The organism is Tropicimonas isoalkanivorans (genome assembly GCF_900112335.1).
In the GTDB taxonomy this organism is placed as follows: domain Bacteria; phylum Pseudomonadota; class Alphaproteobacteria; order Rhodobacterales; family Rhodobacteraceae; genus Tropicimonas; species Tropicimonas isoalkanivorans.
Window position 1 is genome coordinate 131,279 of sequence record NZ_FOLG01000012.1, and the last position, 16,869, is coordinate 148,147.

Sequence of the window (16,869 nt, forward strand, 5' to 3'; positions counted from 1 at the left end):
GCGCGTTCACGACGCTTGGCGCGATCCCATGGGCCGCGCTCGCGTGAGGGTCTGCGCGATGCGCGCCCAAACCGTGCGGGTTGGCGCTTCCGCTGCAGGGGTCCGCAGCGCTGCGAGCGGCAGGGAGCGGTCTAGCACGGCGCGATAGACCGAGAATATTCCCGGCCGCAGGTAGACCGACCAGTGGCAGATCCGCCGCTCGGCCGCGCCAACCGGATAGCCCAGCCGCGCAAGCAGGTGTCGCGTCCGTGGCGCGTCGATGTCCACATCGATCCAGCCGTGGATCCTGCGCCCAAGCCCTGCGCCCAAGGCGCGTTCCCCGATCCGGTGGGGGGCGATCAGCCATTCCAGCGCGCGGTCAAAGACACGGTTCGCCCGAGTGGTGACGTTAAGCACCTCCACGGTGCGCCCCGCAGGGGTATCGAGGCACTGCAGGGCCGTCGACCGCATGTCGGCCGCAGCCATCAGGACAGCGCGCCCCATGGCCCCTGCAGGCAAGTGGGGCAGGGCGCAGAGCGCCACCCGGCAGCCGAGGGAATGGGCGAGCACGTCGACGGGCCGGCCGGGCCGCGCGGCGCGTACCATCGCGATCAGCGCCGCCAGCGCCCGCCCGGTTTCGGCGGCACGCGCATAGGCCTGCCAGAGCGAGCCCCGCGCCTCCCAACCGATCGCGATGCAGAGCGGTTCGTCTGGATGGCCACGACCCAGACCCAAGGCCCGTGGCCAGGACAAGACCTTCCAGCACGCACTCACCGGGCTGAGCGACAGGATGTGTGTATGGGGGGAGGTGTGTTCGGTTTCGGGCGAAAACTTGTAGCCGTGGATCAGGACGATGACGGGAGCACCCTCTGCCGTGGCGTCCAGCGCCGTTTGCAGGTCGGCCTGCGCCGTCCGCGGGTCGGCCAGTCCGTCGCCCAAGGTGTTGATCAGGCAAAGCGGCATCGTCAGCTTCCACAATATCTGGTGGCTGCCTACCAGCCGCCTGCTAAAGGCAGGTGACGCGTGGGTTACGGTTCTGCGACGGGTGGGTGACGGAGCGGTGACGCTCGCACCTCCGTGGCGAGGGCGCCTTGACGACGGTGCCGCCGAGGGGATACGTGGGCGGCGTGGCGATTTGTTCACCGGATTGCGGGCCACGTTAAACATGCCGCTAAAGAGGTCAGATGCGGGACGCCCCGCCGCTGGCTGCGGTGGGGCTTTTTGATTGGAGGTCCTCGCATGGACGACTGGAAAACACGCACCAAACTCATCCACTCCGGCATTCGTCGCAGCCAGTACGGCGAAGTGGCCGAAGCGATTTTCATGACCCAGGGCTTCGTTTACGACAGCGCCGAGCAGGCAGAGGCCCGCTTCCAGAAGGCGGGGCCGGACGAATTCATTTATGCCCGCTATGGCAACCCCACGGTCCGGATGTTCGAAGATCGGATTGCGGCGCTGGAGGGCGCGGAGGATGCCTTCGCGACTGCGTCGGGCATGGCGGCGGTCAACGGCGCGCTGACCTCCATGCTGAAGGCGGGCGACCACGTCGTCTCCTCGCGGGCGCTGTTCGGGTCCTGCCTGTATATCCTTGAGGACGTTCTCAGCCGCTTCGGCGTGGACGTGACCTTCGTCGACGGCACGGACCTTTCGGCGTGGAAGAACGCCATCCGGAAGGACACGAAGGCGGTGTTCTTCGAAACCATGTCGAACCCGACATTGGAGATCGTTGACCTGCGCGCGGTCGCGAAACTTGCGCGCCGTGTCGGAGCGACGGTTATCGTGGACAACGTCTTTGCCACGCCGGTCTTTTCGCGCGCGCTGGAACAGGGGGCGGACGTGGTCGTGTACTCCGCCACCAAGCATATCGACGGGCAGGGCCGGGCGCTCGGCGGGGTGGTTCTGGGCACCAAGGACTTTATTCGCGGCACGGTGGAACCGTACCTCAAGCATACCGGCGGTTCCATGAGCCCCTTCACCGCCTGGATCATGCTGAAGGGGCTTGAGACGCTCGACCTCCGCGTACGGGCGCAAGCGTCCGCGGCGCAGGCAATGGCCGAGGCATTGCAGTGGGATGCGCGGCTGGAGCGGGTGATTTACCCGGGGCTGGAGCAACACCCGCAGCATGGTCTTGCAATGGAGATGCTGGAGCGGCCCGGGACCATGCTGGCACTCGACATAAAGGGCGGGCGCGATGCGGCCTTCCGCTTCCTGAACGCGCTGAAGATCCTCGTGATTTCGAACAATCTCGGCGACGCCAAGTCCATTGTTACCCATCCGGCAACGACGACGCACCAACGCCTTCCCGACGAACAAAAGGCCGCGCTCGGAATCACGCCGGGACTGGTCCGGATCAGCCTCGGGATCGAGGATCCCGAGGACCTGATTGCTGACGTCAAACAGGCGCTCGACGCCGTCTGAACGTTCCTGTGGTGGTGCCCGGCCAGCGGAACGTGGGCCGGGCTGTCAGCCCCAGGTATGGGTTTGACCATCCTCGCTGCCGGGCGTGAAACCCCAGCGTACGTGCGCCCAAAGCCGTTCGTGCAGGACGTAGGTCACGAGGCCCACGGCCATTCCCAACAGCGCAATCGCACTGCCTGCCGTGACGGAGCCGGTGACGGCCCATGAAATGAACGTCATCACCACAAGGCCGAGCCCCTGCCAGGTGGCTGCTTTCACGATACTGCGCATGGGCGTTTCGGTCATACCTCTCTCCGGCGTCTACAATCTTTTCAGGCCCTTAATCGCCCCAGACGCGGCAAGAGGAAATTCTGATTATTCCCTTGCTTTACTCCCCACCTGGGTAGAAAAATCTACACCCATGACTTTCATGGACAAACGTGATCGGGCGGAGATCTTCCGCACGCGCCTCTCCGCACAGATGGCGGTGGCTGGTCTGAACCGCAGTTCCCTGGCCCGTGCCACCGGGGTCGACCGTTCGACCGTGGCGCAGATGTTGGAAAAGGGCGCCGCACGGTTGCCCAATGCCCATCTCGCGGCGGAATGCGCCCGGGCGCTCGGCGTTTCTTCCGACTGGCTGCTGGGGCTTACGGACCGTCCGGAAAGGCCAGGCGATGTGCTGGCCGCCGCGATGACGATCACGGAGGCGGCCCGCAGTATGGCCGACGCGCAACTCAACGCGTGGCACCGAGAGGCCGCAGGGGCGAAGATCCGTCACGTCCCCGCAACGCTCCCCGATATCCTGAAGACCGAAGCGATGATGAACTGGGAATATCATCGCGCCCTCGGGCGGACGGCCGAACAGGCGATTGGCGCCTCGCAGGACCGGCTCGGCCTGTTGGGGGACGAAATGTCGGACTATGAGATCGCCGTCTCGATGGGCGAATTGCGCGCCCTGGCCGCCGGAGCGGGTTACTACCGCGGGCTCGATGCGGCGACGCGACGGGACCAGATCGACAGCATGGCCCGCGCCGCGTCGGAGTTGTTTCCGTCACTCAGGCTCTATCTCTACGATGCGCGCCGCGTCTTCAGCGCGCCGGTGACCGTGTTTGGGCGGTTTCTGGGCGTGGTCTACATCGGTCGCATCTACCTGGCGTTCCGGTCCCGGGATCGTGTGCGGTCTCTGACGGAGCATTTCGACGGCTTGATCCGCGAAGCGGAGGTGGACGCGCGGGACGTGCCGGCGTGGTTGACCGCGCTCGCGGACGAGGTCGGGAACGCTTGACGCCGGCCGCGCTCGCACCCCAGATGCGTCAACCGCACGAGGAACCGCCACGATGAAGCCCTTCCTGATCCTCCAGTTGCGCCCCGAACCGGAGGCGTCGGACAACGAGTACGAGGCGTTCCTCAGCCGCGGTGGCCTGAGGCCGGAGGAAACGCGGCGGATACGGCTGGAGCGGGAAGAGGTCCCGGGCGACCTCGACCTGACGGCGTTCTCGGGCATCATCGTCGGTGGCGGGCCGGGCTGCGTCTCCGACCCCGACGACACGAAGCCGGTGATCGAAAAGGCTATCGAACGGGAGATCCTCGGCATGATGCCGCAGATCACGGAGCAGGACATTCCCTTTCTGGGGTGCTGCTACGGCATCGGCATCTTGGCCCATCACCTGGGCGCGGAGGTGTCCAAGGCGCGCTATGGCGAGCCGGTCGGGGCGGTCTCCTGCGAGGTGACGCCGGACGGCAGGAACGATCCCGTGCTTGCCGGGCTGCCGGAGCGGTTCGACGCGCTTGTCGGCCACAAGGAGGCGGTGCAGACGCTGCCGCCCGGGTGCGTCCACCTGCTGGCCTCCGACCCGTGCCCGTTCCAGATGATCCGGTACGGGCGCAACGTCTATGCCACCCAATTCCACCCCGAAGCGGACGGGGCGGTCTTTGCCCTTCGGATCGCGATCTACAAGGACAAGGGCTACTTCCCGCCCGAGGAGGCGGACGCCCTGACGGAGACGGTGCTGGCCAGCAAGGTCGACCTGGCGCCGCGGCTGCTCCGAAACTTCGTCCAGACCTACCGGCAGTCGCGTGGTTGATCCGCTTCGGCCTCCGCCGCGTAACAATCTGGAAGGGCGCACTGGACAAAGCGTGGCCGTGCACCAACCTAAGTCGGGCGCACAACCGAAGGGTGGGGTGGAGATGAACTATCATGCGACCGATATCCAGCAGGAGCCGACGCGGGAAGACGCTCGTCGCGCGCTGGAGGTTTTGCGCGCCTGGGCGAATGGCGCCTCCGAGCTGGAGATCACCGATCTCGATCCGGTGGTCGGCCGCTTGCGCCCCGCGGCTCAGGGGAATTTCTACCCCGAGTTGAGCCGCACCTACGACGACGATTTCGATGTCGACGAGGCCTATCGCGATACCCTGCCGGACCTTCAGAACGGCCCGGAGAGCCTTATCCGGGGTGCAAAACGGTTGATTCAGCATGTCGGCATCTCGAACTTCCGCATGCCGATCCGTTTTCACACCCGAAATGGCGCCGCCCTGACGCTGGAGACATCCGTCACGGGAACGGTCAGCCTGAGCGCGGAACGCAAGGGCATCAACATGTCCCGCATCATGCGCAGTTTCTATCGGTCTGCGGAGCGCACATTCAGCTTCGAGGTGATCGAGGAAGCGCTGGACGCCTACAAGGTCGACCTGGACACGTTCGATGCGCGGATCGTCATGCGCTTTTCCTTCCCCATGGAAGTGGCCTCGCTCCGGTCCGGCCTGAACGGCTACCAGTATTACGACATGGCGCTGGAGGTGGTGGACCGTGGCGGCGTCCGGCAAAAGATCCTGCACATGGACTACGTCTACTCCTCCACCTGCCCGTGTTCGCTGGAACTCTCCGAACACGCCCGCCGCACGCGGGGCCAACTTGCCACGCCGCATTCGCAGCGATCCGTGGCGCGGCTGTCGGTGGTGGTCGACCCCGACGCCAAGTGCCTGTGGTTCGAGGACGTGGTGGAGCTTTGCCGCCGGGCCGTTCCGACCGAGACGCAGGTGATGGTCAAGCGCGAGGACGAGCAGGCGTTCGGCGAGATGAACGCGGCTCACCCTGTCTTCGTGGAGGATGCCGCGCGTTTGTTTGCGGAGCAACTTCAGGCGGACCCGCGGATCGGTGACTATCGCGTGGTGGCCAGCCACCAGGAGAGCCTGCACAGCCATGATGCCGTGAGCGTTCTGGTGGAGGGGCAGACGTTCGACGCCCCAGGGCTGGAGCCGCATCTTTTCGATAGCCTGATCCACAAGCGTTAGGTCCTTGTCACATCGCGCCCGAAAGGTCGCGCCGCGGCTTTCGTCGGCGTGGACCCCGAAGGTGCGCTTGACAGTGTGACTGGGTGACGCCAACCCTTCCGCCCATGTTTGACGTTCGCCCTGTGGGATATGTCATCGGCCTGCTGGTGGCCACGCTCGGGGCGACGATGCTGTTGCCGCTGGGGATTGATATCTCGATGCGTAACGGCCATTGGCCGATCTTCGCGGAAAGCGCCATCATCACCGTCCTGACCGGCGGCTTGGTGGCCTTGGCGTGCCACAACGGGGTGGGGCCAAGCCTGACTCTGCGCCAGACGTTTCTTCTGACCACGTTGGTCTGGGCGGCTCTCCCTATCTTCGGCGCTATTCCGTTCATGATCGGGGAGACGAAGGCCAGCTTCACCGACGCTTATTTCGAGGCGATGTCCGGCCTCACCACGACAGGCTCCACCACATTCTCGGGGCTGGACACGCTGCCGGAAGGGCTGTTGCTCTGGCGGTCATTGCTGCAGTGGCTCGGAGGGATAGGGATCATCGTCGTCGCCATGGTCTTTCTGCCGGAATTGCGGGTGGGCGGGATGCAGATTTTCCGCTCCGAAGCGTTCGACACGATGGGAAAGATCCTGCCCCGCGCGGCCCAGATCGCCTCCCAGATCACGTGGATCTATCTTGGCCTCACGGTTATCGCGACGCTCGGATACCTGGTTCTGGGCATGGGGCCGTTCGACGCCGTGAACCACGCGCTGACGTCGATTTCGACAGGCGGATTCTCTACCCACGACACCTCTTTCGGCGGATTCCAGGGGGCGCCGGAGTATTTCGCTTCCGTCATCATGCTCGTAGCCAGCATGCCGTTCGTCCGGTACATCCAGCTTATTTCCGGTCGCGCGGAACCGCTGTTCCGGGATTCCCAGATCCGTGCGTACCTCGCATTCGTCGCCGCCGTCAGCGTGGTCCTGGCTCTGTTTCAGGTGTTCTATGACAAGGAACCGCTGGAACCGAGCCTGCGCGAAGCGCTGTTCAATGCGACCTCGATCATTTCCGGGACGGGCTACGCCAGCGTGGACTATCAGGAGTGGGGCAGCTTCGCGATGGTGGTCATCTTCTTTGCGGGCCTGGTCGGCGGATGTGCGGGCTCCACAGCGTGTTCGGTCAAGATTTTCCGCTACCAGCTTCTGTTCGCCTCCATCCGGCAGTTGGTAAGGCTGTTGCACACCCCTCGCGGCGTCTTCATGACACGCTACCAAGGCCGCCCGGTGGGGCAGGATGTACTGAACTCCGTCATGTCGTTCTTCGTTCTGTTCACGGTCAGCCTCGGGCTGCTGTCCGTGGGGCTGGCGATGACGGGGCTGGACTTCACGACCTCCATTTCCGGCGCGGCGACCGCACTCGGCAATATCGGCCCGGGGCTGGGCGATATGATCGGCCCCTCGGGCAATTTCGAAGAGGTCAACGTGACCGCGAAATGGCTGCTGTCGGCGGCCATGCTGGCGGGGCGGCTGGAATTGATGGCCGTCTACGCGCTGTTCACCGTCGCCTTCTGGCGGAGGTGAACAGCGGCCGGGCACTGGCCGCCCGGCCAGAAGCTTAATTCCAGCAACTGATCCGCACTGTCACGTCGCTGGCCAAGGTAGTGAGATCCTCCGGTGCCAATTGTGCCATGCGTTCTGAGGCCCTCGGCGAGACGCCCGCGCCGTCGAGGAAACCCGCGATTGCGGGAACGTCGACGGAGAAGCTGACGTCCGGAGGCAACTGCCGCGCCCCGTCCTCGCTTGCCCGCAACATACCAAGGACGGACCCCGTCTGATCGAAGACGGGTCCGCCGATGTCGCCGGGCAGGGCGCTCAGGTCCAGCCGGTCCACGAAGTCCTCGCCGCCGAGACCGCGCACGTCGGCCAGCTTGCCGTAGGTCAGCACGGGCAGGCTCAAAGCGTCTTCATAAGAAAACCCCGCCAGCGCCACTTCGGTATTCAGGCGCGGCGCGTCGGGGCGGAATTCGGCCACGGCGATCGGCGCAATGGTCTCACGCGGCTTAAGCAGCGCGAGGCCGAGCGATTCGTCCTGCGCGGAAACGTCAGCCTCGACCTCCTCTCCGATGGTCAGCCGGGAGCACTGGGCGAGCACGTCGGTCGTGGTCAGGACGCTGCCGCCATCGTCGACGTAAAAGCCGCTGCGCGACCGTTCGGGCCGGCGCAGTTCCAGGCCTGCCAACAGGTCGATCTGCTGGTCTGCACCCTCGCTGGTGGTCGCCGTGTCCGGCAGCACGATGCCGGGGATCGGCGTGAAGCTGTTGCGCATGGTCTGGACGACCCGTTGCATCACCTTCTCGTCGCCGGGTTTCCAGATCATCGTGAAGCCCTTCACCGCCCCGTCGGCGAGTTGGGCGAAGGTGTAGGAGTGCAGCCGCGCCGACTGGCCAGTCAGCACGAAGCTGCGGCCCTTGCGCTCCCGAAAGCCGCTAAGGGGGACGATCTCCAACGTCTGCATGATGTCGTAGAGACCGAACAGGGTGGCCTCGTTGCCGGATTGGCTGATGAGCAGGACTCGCACGCCGTCGTCATCGGTACTGTCGTAATGGACGAAGGGCGCCTCGGTCCGGGCATAATCCACCTTGCCGGTGGGCAGGATCATTTCGATCCCGGCAGCGTCGTCCCGTACGGAGGCGAGTCCGAGGCCGGCGAAGGCGTCGCGGTAGCCCTTGATCAGCGCCGCCCGCTGACCGGTTGTCAGAACGCCAGTCGCGTCATGGCCCTGCGCCGTCTGCCACGAGGCCATGGCATTGCGCGTGCCGGGACCGAAGGCACCGTCGATGGCACCCTGGTAGTGACCTTCCCATTGCAGCGCCTCCTGCACCTCCTGTCGGTCCTGTGGCAACAGGCTGCGCTCGCTGGCGCGGGCTTCCGCCGGCGTCTGGTCCGGCGCCGCACGCGGCGTGGCGGGCGTCGCCGGCTGGGCATCGGGCTGAGGTGCGGTCTGCTGTTGCAGGCCCACGTTCTGGTTCGCCGACGGGCCGGGTTTCGGCGCGGCGGCGAGCGAACTGCCGCCCTCGGGCCAGAACTGCTGCTGGTACTGTCCGGACGTCGCGATGTAGCTATCCGACGGGATCAGCCCATCCCCGCGCAGGGCGCGAAGCTCGGACTCCGCCGTCGCGCGGGTGTAGGGGCCGAGCGCGATGGCATACCATCCCGCGCTCGTGCGGAAACCGGCGAGGTCGGGCAGGGCGCGGGCGTAGGCCTGAACCCGCTCCTGCGCCAGCGCGAGCGTCCGCACCGCCTCGATCTGAACCCACGCCGTTTCCTGCTGGGCGCGCGCGCCGGGTGCGGCCCCGCAGAGCATACAGGTCAAAACGATGAGAAAGAATGTCTTCACGGCTGATGTTCCTGTAAGTGTCCTGCGCGATTTCCGGGCTGATGCCGGTTTTGCGCCAAGATAGCAGAGGTGCTGTCGGGCGCACTTCAATTATGCCAGAACCGGCGGAACGTGGCAGGGCTGCATCGCCGTCTTGCGGGGTGAGATTGACCCTCGTGCGCCTGCCGCCTATGCAGACCCTCAAGCGCCACGACCGACCATCTCCGACGGGGGCATGCCATGACCGAGACCAGCCGACCGACCTGTTTCCAGGAGGTGATTCTGCGGCTTCAGACCTACTGGGCCGAGAAGGGCTGCGCGATCCTGCAGCCGTACGACATGGAGGTCGGCGCAGGCACTTTCCATCCGGCGACGACGCTGCGGGCGCTCGGGCAGAACCCATGGGCCGCGGCCTACGTCCAGCCGTCCCGCCGCCCGACTGACGGACGCTATGGCGAGAACCCGAACCGGCTCCAGCACTACTATCAGTACCAGGTGCTCATCAAACCCTCGCCGCCAGACCTGCAGGACCTGTATCTCGGCTCCTTGGCCGCCATCGGCATCGACATGGACCTTCATGACATCCGCTTCGTCGAGGACGACTGGGAGAGCCCGACTCTGGGCGCCTGGGGGCTTGGCTGGGAGGTCTGGTGCGACGGAATGGAGGTGAGTCAGTTCACCTATTTCCAGCAGGTCGGCGGGCACGACTGCAAGCCCGTGTCGGGCGAGCTGACCTATGGCCTGGAGCGGCTGGCGATGTACGTTCTCGGCGTGGATCACGTCATGGACATGCCGTTCAACCGCCCCGACGCGCCCATCCCGCTCACCTATGGCGACGTGTTCCGCCAGACGGAGGCAGAGTATTCGCGCTGGAACTTCGACGTGGCCAATACCGACGTGCTGCTCAAACAGTTCGAGGAGGCGGAGTCCCACTGCGACTTCATCCTCTCCCACCCGGAGGTGGACCCCAAGACGGGCAAGCGGATCGTCATGGCGCACCCGGCCTACGACCAGTGCATCAAGGCCAGTCACCTGTTCAACCTGCTCGACGCGCGCGGCGTGATCTCCGTCACAGAGCGGCAGGCCTATATCGGCCGCGTACGGGCCCTTGCCAAGAAATGCGCCGAAGCCTTCGTGCAAACGGAGGCGGGTGGCTGGCAACCGTCGTGACCGGCGCCGCTGTCATTCGGGTATGGGCTGTGCAACCGGTCTGGACGGGGCGGGCGCCATCATGAGCGGCAAGCTGACCGGCGCGGGGATCCTGACCATCGCGCTCGCTGTGGGTCTGCTGATTTATTACATGCAGGTCTACTATTATTACGAAACGCTCCCCGCCGAGGGCGAGGTCGTCGAGCTGACGATGACCAACGGCGCAACCGCGCCCATTGCCGCGGACGACATCCGCGCCATCGACGCGAATTCCTCGCCCATCCGCTATCGCGCCTGTTTCACCACGCCCCTGCCGCTTGATGTGCTGAGCGAAGCCTATCTGCCCTACGAGGCGGCGGAACCGTTGACGGCCCCATCCTGGTTCGATTGCTTCGACGCGCAGGCGATCGGCGCGGCGCTGGAAAAGGGAATCGCGCGCGCCTTTCAGGGGACGAAGAACATCACGCGGGGGGTGGATCGCGTCGTCGCGATTTTCCCCGATGGGCGTGGATACGTCTGGCACCAACTCAACGATTGCGGCGAGAAGACCTATGACGGCACGCCCATCGAAGACAACTGCCCGCCGGAGGTAGCCGAATAAGTCGGGAACTTAGGGCTCCCCCGTGCGCTGTATAGCGAAAGGAGGTACCCCAATGTCCGACAAAGCACCCGCATGGGTCGTTCCAGTGATGCGCGCGGGCTATGCCGCCCGCGGTATCGTCTACACGGTCGTGGGCGGTCTTGCCCTGCTCGCTGCCGTGCGCGGCGGGTCGGCTGAAGGTACGCGTGACGCGCTTGCCGAGCTTACCTCCAAAAGCTGGGGCACCGCGCTGTTATGGGTGATCGGGATTGGCCTGTTCTGCTATGCCGCCTGGAGGCTGATCGATGCATGGATGGACCTCGACAACCTTGGCACGGACGCGAAGGGGATTGTCGGCCGCATTGGGCAGGTGGTGACGGGCATCATCCACGCGGGGCTCGGCCTCTCCGCAATCAAGCTTGCGATGGGCGGGGAGTCCGGCGGGTCGGGCGGCGGTGGCGGCGAGGGTGGAAGCGACAAGGCGGAAACCATGACAGCCAAGGTTCTGTCGTGGCCGGGTGGCCCCTACATCGTCGGGGCGGCGGCATTGTGTATCATCGGGGCGGGGATCTACTATGCCTACAAGGGCTATAGCGGGAAGTACCGAAAGCACATCAGCGATACGGACATGACCCTCAAGCTCGACCCCATGATGAAGGGCGGACTTATCGCTCAGGGCGTGGTTATCGGGATGGTGGGCATCTTCATCCTGATCGCCGCCATGACATTGAACCCCGAAAACGCGGGTGGCGTGGGCCAGGCGCTGGACCAGATCCGCTCGTTCGCATTCGGGCGCATCCTGCTGGGCGTTATGGCGGTCGGGCTGCTGTTCTTCGCGCTGGAGAACTATGTGCAATCGATCTATCGCATCTTGCCCCGCCGTGCGGGAGACGACGTGTCAACGTTGGCGAAGCGCGTGAAGGCGCGCGCCGAATTCGAAGCGCGCCGCGTGACCACCTGAACCGCGATGTGGGACCACTCCCCGGGGCTGGACCCCGGCGGCAGGGGCGGGTAACACCGCCCCTGCAACAGTTTGGGGTCACCAATGCCCGATCTTCTGATCGAACTTCTGTCCGAAGAAATCCCTGCCCGGATGCAGGCCCGCGCCAGCGCTGACCTGAAAAAGCTTATCACCGACGGGCTGGTGGACGCCGGATTGACCTATGCCTCGGCCCAAGCGTTTGCCACGCCACGTAGGCTGGCACTGACGGTCGAGGGGGTGACGGCTGAAAGCCCGACGGTGACGGAAGAGCGCAAGGGGCCTCGGGTTGGCGCTCCGGACAAGGCACTGGAGGGGTTTCTCCGGGCCACTGGGCTCACGAAGGACCAACTGGAGGCGCGGGACGAGAAAAAGGGCCAAGTCTGGTTCGCCCGGGTCACGAAGCAGGGCCGACCGGCGGCCGAGATTGTGGCAGAGGTGCTGGAACAGACGATCCGCACGTTTCCCTGGCCGAAATCCATGCGATGGGGCGCGGGGACGCTGCGTTGGGTGCGGCCGTTGCATTCGATCCTCTGCCTCCTGACGGACGACGCGGGCAGCACGGTCGTTCCGCTGGAAATCGACGGGATCGTCGCTGGAAATACCACCCGCGGTCACCGCTTCCTCGCGCCGGAGCCGTTTGCCGTGACCGGGTTCGACGACTACGTCACGTCGCTAAAACGCGTCTACGTCATCCTGGACCCGGCCGAGCGCGCGGAGGCCATCTGGCACGACGCCACCAACCTCGCCTTCGCACAAAGTCTGGAGGTCATCGAGGACCGCGGGTTGCTGGCCGAGGTGGCTGGCCTCGTGGAATGGCCTGTCGTCCTGATGGGGCAGATCGGCGAGGCATTCCTTGGTCTGCCGCCCGAAGTTCTCAAAACGTCGATGAAGGAGCACCAGAAGTTCTTTTCGGTGCGCAACCCCAAGACGGGCCGCATCGAGCGGTTCGTGACGGTCGCGAACACGGTCACCGCCGACAGTGGAGCGGCGATCCTGGCGGGCAACCAGAAGGTTCTTTCCGCGCGCCTGTCGGATGCGAAGTTCTTCTGGGAGAACGACCTGCGGGTGGCGAAGGCAGGCATGGGACCATGGCTCGAGAGCCTTGGCCATGTGACCTTTCAAAGCGACCTCGGCAGCCAGAAGCAACGCATCGACCGGATCGCGGCACTGGCGCGCGCAGTTGCGCCGATGGTCGGGGCCGATCCCGACCTGGCGGAGAAGGCCGCCGAGGTGGCCAAGGCCGATCTGAGCTCCGAGATGGTTTACGAATTCCCCGAACTGCAGGGCACAATGGGGCGGTATTACGCGGAGGCGGCCGGGCTTCCGGCGGAGGTTGCTGCCGCGGCCGAGGAACACTATTCGCCGCTCGGCCCGTCGGACGACGTGCCGACTGCGCCCGTCTCGGTTGCCGTGGCGCTTGCCGACAAACTGGACACGCTCACCGGCTTTTGGGCGATCGGAGAGAAGCCGACGGGTTCGAAGGACCCGTTCGCGCTGCGCCGTGCCGCGTTGGGGGTGATCCGGCTGATCCTGTCGAACGACCTGCGCCTCCATCTCGACCGGTTGATCGACGCGCAATTGCTGCGCCACGGGATTTCGCCCGAGAGCGAGGATGAGGCGGCGCTGCGAGATGCGGTGCTGCATGAAATCGCCCGACACGGGATTTTCGGCTCCGCCGTGCGGGGTGTGATCGACGAGATCGAAGGCGACGCACCGGGCTGGATCGAGAACGTCACGGAACACAGGCCGGACACGAGCGACGATCTGCTCGCGTTCTTCCACGAGCGGCTCAAGGTTCACCTGCGGGACGAGGGCATCCGCCACGACGTAATCGACGCCTGCCTCGCCTTGCCCAACCGGGACGATCTGACCCTGCTGGTCAAGCGGGCGAAGGCGCTGTCGGAAGTGCTGAAGACCGACGACGGGGAAAACCTGCTGCAGGGGTTCAAACGGGCGAACAACATCCTCACCCAGGCGGAAGAAGCAGACGGCGTGGCCTACGAATTTGGCCCGGATCGCAAGTTCGCGGAGACCGACGAGGAACGCGCGCTGTTCGATGCGCTGGACCGAGCGGGGGGAGCGATCTCTTCCGCCATCGAGGCGGAAGATTTCGCGTCGGCCATGGCAAGCATGGCCTCCCTGCGCGCTCCGATCGACGCTTTCTTCGAGGCGGTGCAGGTCAACACCGACAACCAGATCATTCGCCGCAACCGGCTGAACCTCTTGCATAGAATTCGCGAGATTTGCCTGTCCGCCGCCGATCTGACGCGTATCGAAGGCTGACGCGACGGGGCAAATGTGATATGCTGCATTGCAGCATGGCGTTTGCGAGACTATTTGGGGTGCAGCGCGTGCCGAATTTTGGCGCGACCGGCGTCGGCGCGGTCTGCGCTGTGCCGTCTGAGCGGAGGAACTCCTCGTGCTGAACCCGTGTGTGTTAAAAGATTTCACCTTGATCACGCCCACCGCGGAAGTGCGGGTGCGCACCCATGGCGGTCGGGCGAAGTGCCTGCAACGGCTGATCCGGCTTGGCATACCGACGCCCCGCACCGTCGCCCTGTCGTTCGAGGCCGTGCACGAGATCGCAGAGGGCGGGCGACCGGACACATCGCGGCTGCTGTCGGCCTTCGGCCGGACACCGCTCGTTTCCGTCAGGCCATCGAGTGCCGACCCGGACTGGGGCGGCCCCGGCGCCGTTCTGAATATCGGGATGAACGATGAACGGTGCGCAGAGTTGTCGCGGACGTTGGGTAAGGACGTTGCCGAAGCGATCTACCTGAAATTCATCCAGGCCTATGCCATCGAAGTCGCCCGGCTGGACCCGGAACCCTTCGAAGAAGCCGCGGAGGCCGATCACCCCGTCCAGGCCGCGCTTGCGGCCTACGAGGCGGAGACGGACGAGGGATTTCCCCAGGACCCGGCGCATCAATTGGCCGAGGTTCTGCGCTCCATGGCCCGCGCCTGGGAAGGGGTGAGCGCGCGTCTGCTCCGCCAGGCCCGTGGCGCGCCCATTGACGCCGGACTTGGGCTGGTGGTGCAGGACATGGCACCGGGCCTCGGGGCGGGTGAGAGCGGCTCCGGTGTGATCCGGATGATCGACCGCATCACGGGCGAACGGCAGGTAACCGGTCGGTACAAGCGAAAGGGGCGGTCCGGCAGCAAGCGGGACATCATATACCTCGCTCGCGATCCGCGGGGTCCGTCGATGGAGCAGGAAGCGCCGGCGCTTTACGAAGAGCTGGTCGGCATCCTCGAAGTGTGCCGGCGGCGCCTGCGGGAAGAAATGGAGATCAAGTTCACCGTCTCCCAGGGAAACCTGATGGTCCTGGACGCGGTGAAAGTCGATTGCAGCACCCGCGCCGCCGTGAAGGTGGCGGTAGCACTGGCCGAAGATGGCATTCTGACGCCGCAGGAAGCCTTGCTTCGGATCGAGCCGATGTCGCTGACGGAACTGCTTCATACCCAGGTGGACCCGGCTGCCAAGCGCGATGTGATCCTGAAAGGGATCGCCGCCAGCCCCGGCGGTGCGACGGGCCAACTGGTATTTTCAGCCCGCGCGGCCCAAACCTCCGCCAGCCACGAGATTCCCTGCATCCTCGTGCGGCGGGAGACGACACCGGACGACATCCGCGGCATGCACGTTGCGCAGGCGATCATCACGGAACGCGGCGGCATGACCAGCCACGCCGCGGTGATCGCGCGCGGCCTTGGTCTGCCCTGCATCGTCGGCGCTTCCGGCCTGACGGTTTCGACGCGGGACAAGACGATCACCACAAAGACCGGCCGCATCTTCCGCGAAGGTGACCTGGTGACGGTGGACGGCAGCGCGGGCGAAGCGCTCGCCGGTGCCGTGCCCATGCTGGACCCCGCGCTCGACGGCCCGTTCCGGACCCTCATGCGATGGGCGGACGAAGTCCGCGACATCGGCATCCGCGCGAACGCGGACACGCCCGACGATGCGCGCATGGCGGAGACTTTCGAGGCCGACGGCATTGGCCTTTGCCGGACCGAACACATGTTCTTCGAACCCGCGCGCCTGATGGTGATGCGCGAGATGATCTTCGCCGATTGCGAAACAGACCGGCAAGCGGCGCTCGATCAGCTGTTGCCGATGCAGCGCGAGGACTTCGTGGAACTGTTCCGCATCATGGCCGGGGAGCCGGTCTGCATCCGGCTGTTTGACCCGCCTCTCCACGAGTTTCTGCCCTCGGATCGCGAGGGAATGATGGGCCTGGCGGAGTCCCTGGACATGCCACTCAGCCGCGTCACGCGACGGGTGGAGGCGCTGTCCGAGTTCAATCCGATGCTGGGGATGCGCGGGGTCCGGCTGGGTGTGACCATGCCCGAGATCTACGACATGCAGGTGCGCGCGATCTTCGAGGCGACCGTTCAGGCCAGCCGGCAGGCCGGCGCGGCGGTCGTGCCGGAGATCATGATCCCCCTGGTCTCGGCGAAGCGCGAGGTGGAGCTGGTCAAGACGCGGATCGACTCCGTGGCGGCCGCCGTTCGGAACGAGACGGGGCAGAGTTTCGATTACCGCCTTGGCGTGATGGTTGAAACGCCGCGCGCCGCGCTTCGGGCGGGGGAGATCGCGGCCCACGCGGCTTTCCTCAGTTTCGGCACGAACGACCTGACGCAGATGACCTACGGGCTGTCGCGGGACGATGCAGGGCGGTTCATGGGAACCTACGTGAACAACGGTGTGTTCCATGAAGATCCGTTCCACAGTCTGGACCGGGAAGGGGTGGGGGAACTGCTCCTCCTGGGGGCGGAACGCGGCCGCAAAGCGCGCCCTGATGTGACGCTTTCGGTCTGCGGAGAACATGGTGGCTCGCCGGACACGATCGCCTTTTGTCGCGATGCGGGGTTCGACTATGTGTCCTGTTCGCCCTACCGTGTTCCCGTTGCGCGACTCGCCGCAGCGCACCTCGCGATTCGCGATGCGCAGAAGGCGGAATCAGAGGCTTGAAAACACGCAATTTTTCGCCGGTCACTGGCAAGAAACCGCTTACCTTTGCCTTCATTTCGCCACGATTCACGCGGTAAGTCAGCATTGTTGACGGTTCTTCCGGGGGGCGGGATTTACACTTCCTCACGGGCTAGGCTATCGCCCCACTTGGCTTGACGCGGTCTGTCGCGTTGC

At 65.2% G+C, this 16,869-nt stretch carries 13 protein-coding genes and 1 riboswitch; of the genes, 10 read left to right on the forward strand and 3 right to left on the reverse strand.

Annotated features, from left to right (window positions below; genetic code table 11):
- Positions 1–6: 6 nt before the first annotated feature.
- The gene (locus tag BM075_RS17750) at positions 7–942 is read right to left on the reverse strand and encodes an alpha/beta hydrolase (protein WP_093362038.1); all 936 of its coding nucleotides are present in this window, start codon (positions 940–942) and stop codon (positions 7–9) included.
- A 154-nt stretch (positions 943–1,096) separates the two neighbouring features.
- Positions 1,097–1,175, forward strand: a riboswitch (SAM riboswitch).
- Between the two features lie 43 nt (positions 1,176–1,218).
- On the opposite strand from BM075_RS17750, the gene metZ reads away from it, so the two are divergent.
- Positions 1,219–2,397, forward strand: a complete 1,179-nt coding sequence (metZ, locus tag BM075_RS17755; protein WP_093362039.1) for an O-succinylhomoserine sulfhydrylase — start codon at positions 1,219–1,221, stop codon at positions 2,395–2,397.
- A 45-nt stretch (positions 2,398–2,442) separates the two neighbouring features.
- On the opposite strand, the gene BM075_RS17760 is transcribed toward metZ, so the two are convergent.
- Positions 2,443–2,682, reverse strand: coding sequence for a DUF2061 domain-containing protein (locus BM075_RS17760; protein ID WP_093362040.1), 240 nt, complete (start codon positions 2,680–2,682; stop codon positions 2,443–2,445).
- 115 nt (positions 2,683–2,797) lie between these two features.
- On the opposite strand from BM075_RS17760, the gene BM075_RS17765 reads away from it, so the two are divergent.
- From BM075_RS17765 to BM075_RS17780, 4 genes are all read left to right on the forward strand, one after another.
- A complete protein-coding gene (locus BM075_RS17765; protein WP_342741262.1) occupies positions 2,798–3,661 on the forward strand; it encodes a helix-turn-helix domain-containing protein in 864 nt (287 codons plus the stop codon).
- Between the two features lie 52 nt (positions 3,662–3,713).
- Positions 3,714–4,460: a glutamine amidotransferase gene (locus BM075_RS17770; RefSeq protein WP_093362041.1), complete on the forward strand. Its 747-nt coding sequence runs from the start codon at positions 3,714–3,716 to the stop codon at positions 4,458–4,460.
- Between the two features lie 103 nt (positions 4,461–4,563).
- Positions 4,564–5,667 carry a GTP cyclohydrolase FolE2 gene (folE2, locus tag BM075_RS17775; protein WP_093362084.1) on the forward strand — a complete coding sequence of 368 codons (1,104 nt, stop codon included), beginning with the start codon at positions 4,564–4,566 and terminating at the stop codon, positions 5,665–5,667.
- A 104-nt stretch (positions 5,668–5,771) separates the two neighbouring features.
- Entirely contained in the window at positions 5,772–7,220 is a 1,449-nt protein-coding gene (locus tag BM075_RS17780) for a TrkH family potassium uptake protein (RefSeq protein WP_093362042.1), read from the forward strand.
- 34 nt (positions 7,221–7,254) lie between these two features.
- Here BM075_RS17780 and BM075_RS17785 read toward each other — a convergent pair whose 3' ends face one another.
- Entirely contained in the window at positions 7,255–9,036 is a 1,782-nt protein-coding gene (locus BM075_RS17785; protein WP_245758898.1) for a serine protease, read from the reverse strand.
- A 219-nt stretch (positions 9,037–9,255) separates the two neighbouring features.
- On the opposite strand from BM075_RS17785, the gene BM075_RS17790 reads away from it, so the two are divergent.
- The 5 genes from BM075_RS17790 to BM075_RS17810 all read left to right on the forward strand — a co-directional run bounded on the left by BM075_RS17790 (position 9,256) and on the right by BM075_RS17810 (position 16,695).
- On the forward strand, positions 9,256–10,185 hold the full coding sequence (locus BM075_RS17790; RefSeq protein WP_093362043.1) for a glycine--tRNA ligase subunit alpha: 930 nt from the start codon (positions 9,256–9,258) through the stop codon (positions 10,183–10,185).
- Positions 10,186–10,246: 61 nt separating this feature from the next.
- Positions 10,247–10,765, forward strand: coding sequence for a DUF6446 family protein (locus tag BM075_RS17795; RefSeq protein ID WP_093362086.1), 519 nt, complete (start codon positions 10,247–10,249; stop codon positions 10,763–10,765).
- A gap of 52 nt (positions 10,766–10,817) precedes the next feature.
- The gene (locus BM075_RS17800) at positions 10,818–11,705 is read left to right on the forward strand and encodes a DUF1206 domain-containing protein (RefSeq protein ID WP_177208403.1); all 888 of its coding nucleotides are present in this window, start codon (positions 10,818–10,820) and stop codon (positions 11,703–11,705) included.
- An 84-nt stretch (positions 11,706–11,789) separates the two neighbouring features.
- Entirely contained in the window at positions 11,790–14,009 is a 2,220-nt protein-coding gene (gene glyS / locus BM075_RS17805; protein WP_093362044.1) for a glycine--tRNA ligase subunit beta, read from the forward strand.
- Positions 14,010–14,145: 136 nt separating this feature from the next.
- Entirely contained in the window at positions 14,146–16,695 is a 2,550-nt protein-coding gene (locus tag BM075_RS17810; RefSeq protein WP_093362045.1) for a putative PEP-binding protein, read from the forward strand.
- The last annotated feature ends 174 nt before the right edge of the window (positions 16,696–16,869 follow it).

Bases quoted from the DNA above. Each gene is read 5' to 3' on its own strand.
- metZ (WP_093362039.1), top strand. From the start codon at position 1,219: ATGGACGACTGGAAAACACGCACCAAACTCATCCACTCCGGCATTCGT.
- folE2 (WP_093362084.1), top strand. From the start codon at position 4,564: ATGAACTATCATGCGACCGATATCCAGCAGGAGCCGACGCGGGAAGAC.
- BM075_RS17760 (WP_093362040.1), bottom strand. From the start codon at position 2,682: ATGACCGAAACGCCCATGCGCAGTATCGTGAAAGCAGCCACCTGGCAG.
- BM075_RS17765 (WP_342741262.1), top strand. From the start codon at position 2,798: ATGACTTTCATGGACAAACGTGATCGGGCGGAGATCTTCCGCACGCGC.
- BM075_RS17750 (WP_093362038.1), bottom strand. From the start codon at position 942: ATGCCGCTTTGCCTGATCAACACCTTGGGCGACGGACTGGCCGACCCG.
- BM075_RS17795 (WP_093362086.1), top strand. From the start codon at position 10,247: ATGAGCGGCAAGCTGACCGGCGCGGGGATCCTGACCATCGCGCTCGCT.
- BM075_RS17800 (WP_177208403.1), top strand. From the start codon at position 10,818: ATGTCCGACAAAGCACCCGCATGGGTCGTTCCAGTGATGCGCGCGGGC.
- BM075_RS17780 (WP_093362042.1), top strand. From the start codon at position 5,772: ATGTTTGACGTTCGCCCTGTGGGATATGTCATCGGCCTGCTGGTGGCC.
- glyS (WP_093362044.1), top strand. From the start codon at position 11,790: ATGCCCGATCTTCTGATCGAACTTCTGTCCGAAGAAATCCCTGCCCGG.
- BM075_RS17770 (WP_093362041.1), top strand. From the start codon at position 3,714: ATGAAGCCCTTCCTGATCCTCCAGTTGCGCCCCGAACCGGAGGCGTCG.
- BM075_RS17790 (WP_093362043.1), top strand. From the start codon at position 9,256: ATGACCGAGACCAGCCGACCGACCTGTTTCCAGGAGGTGATTCTGCGG.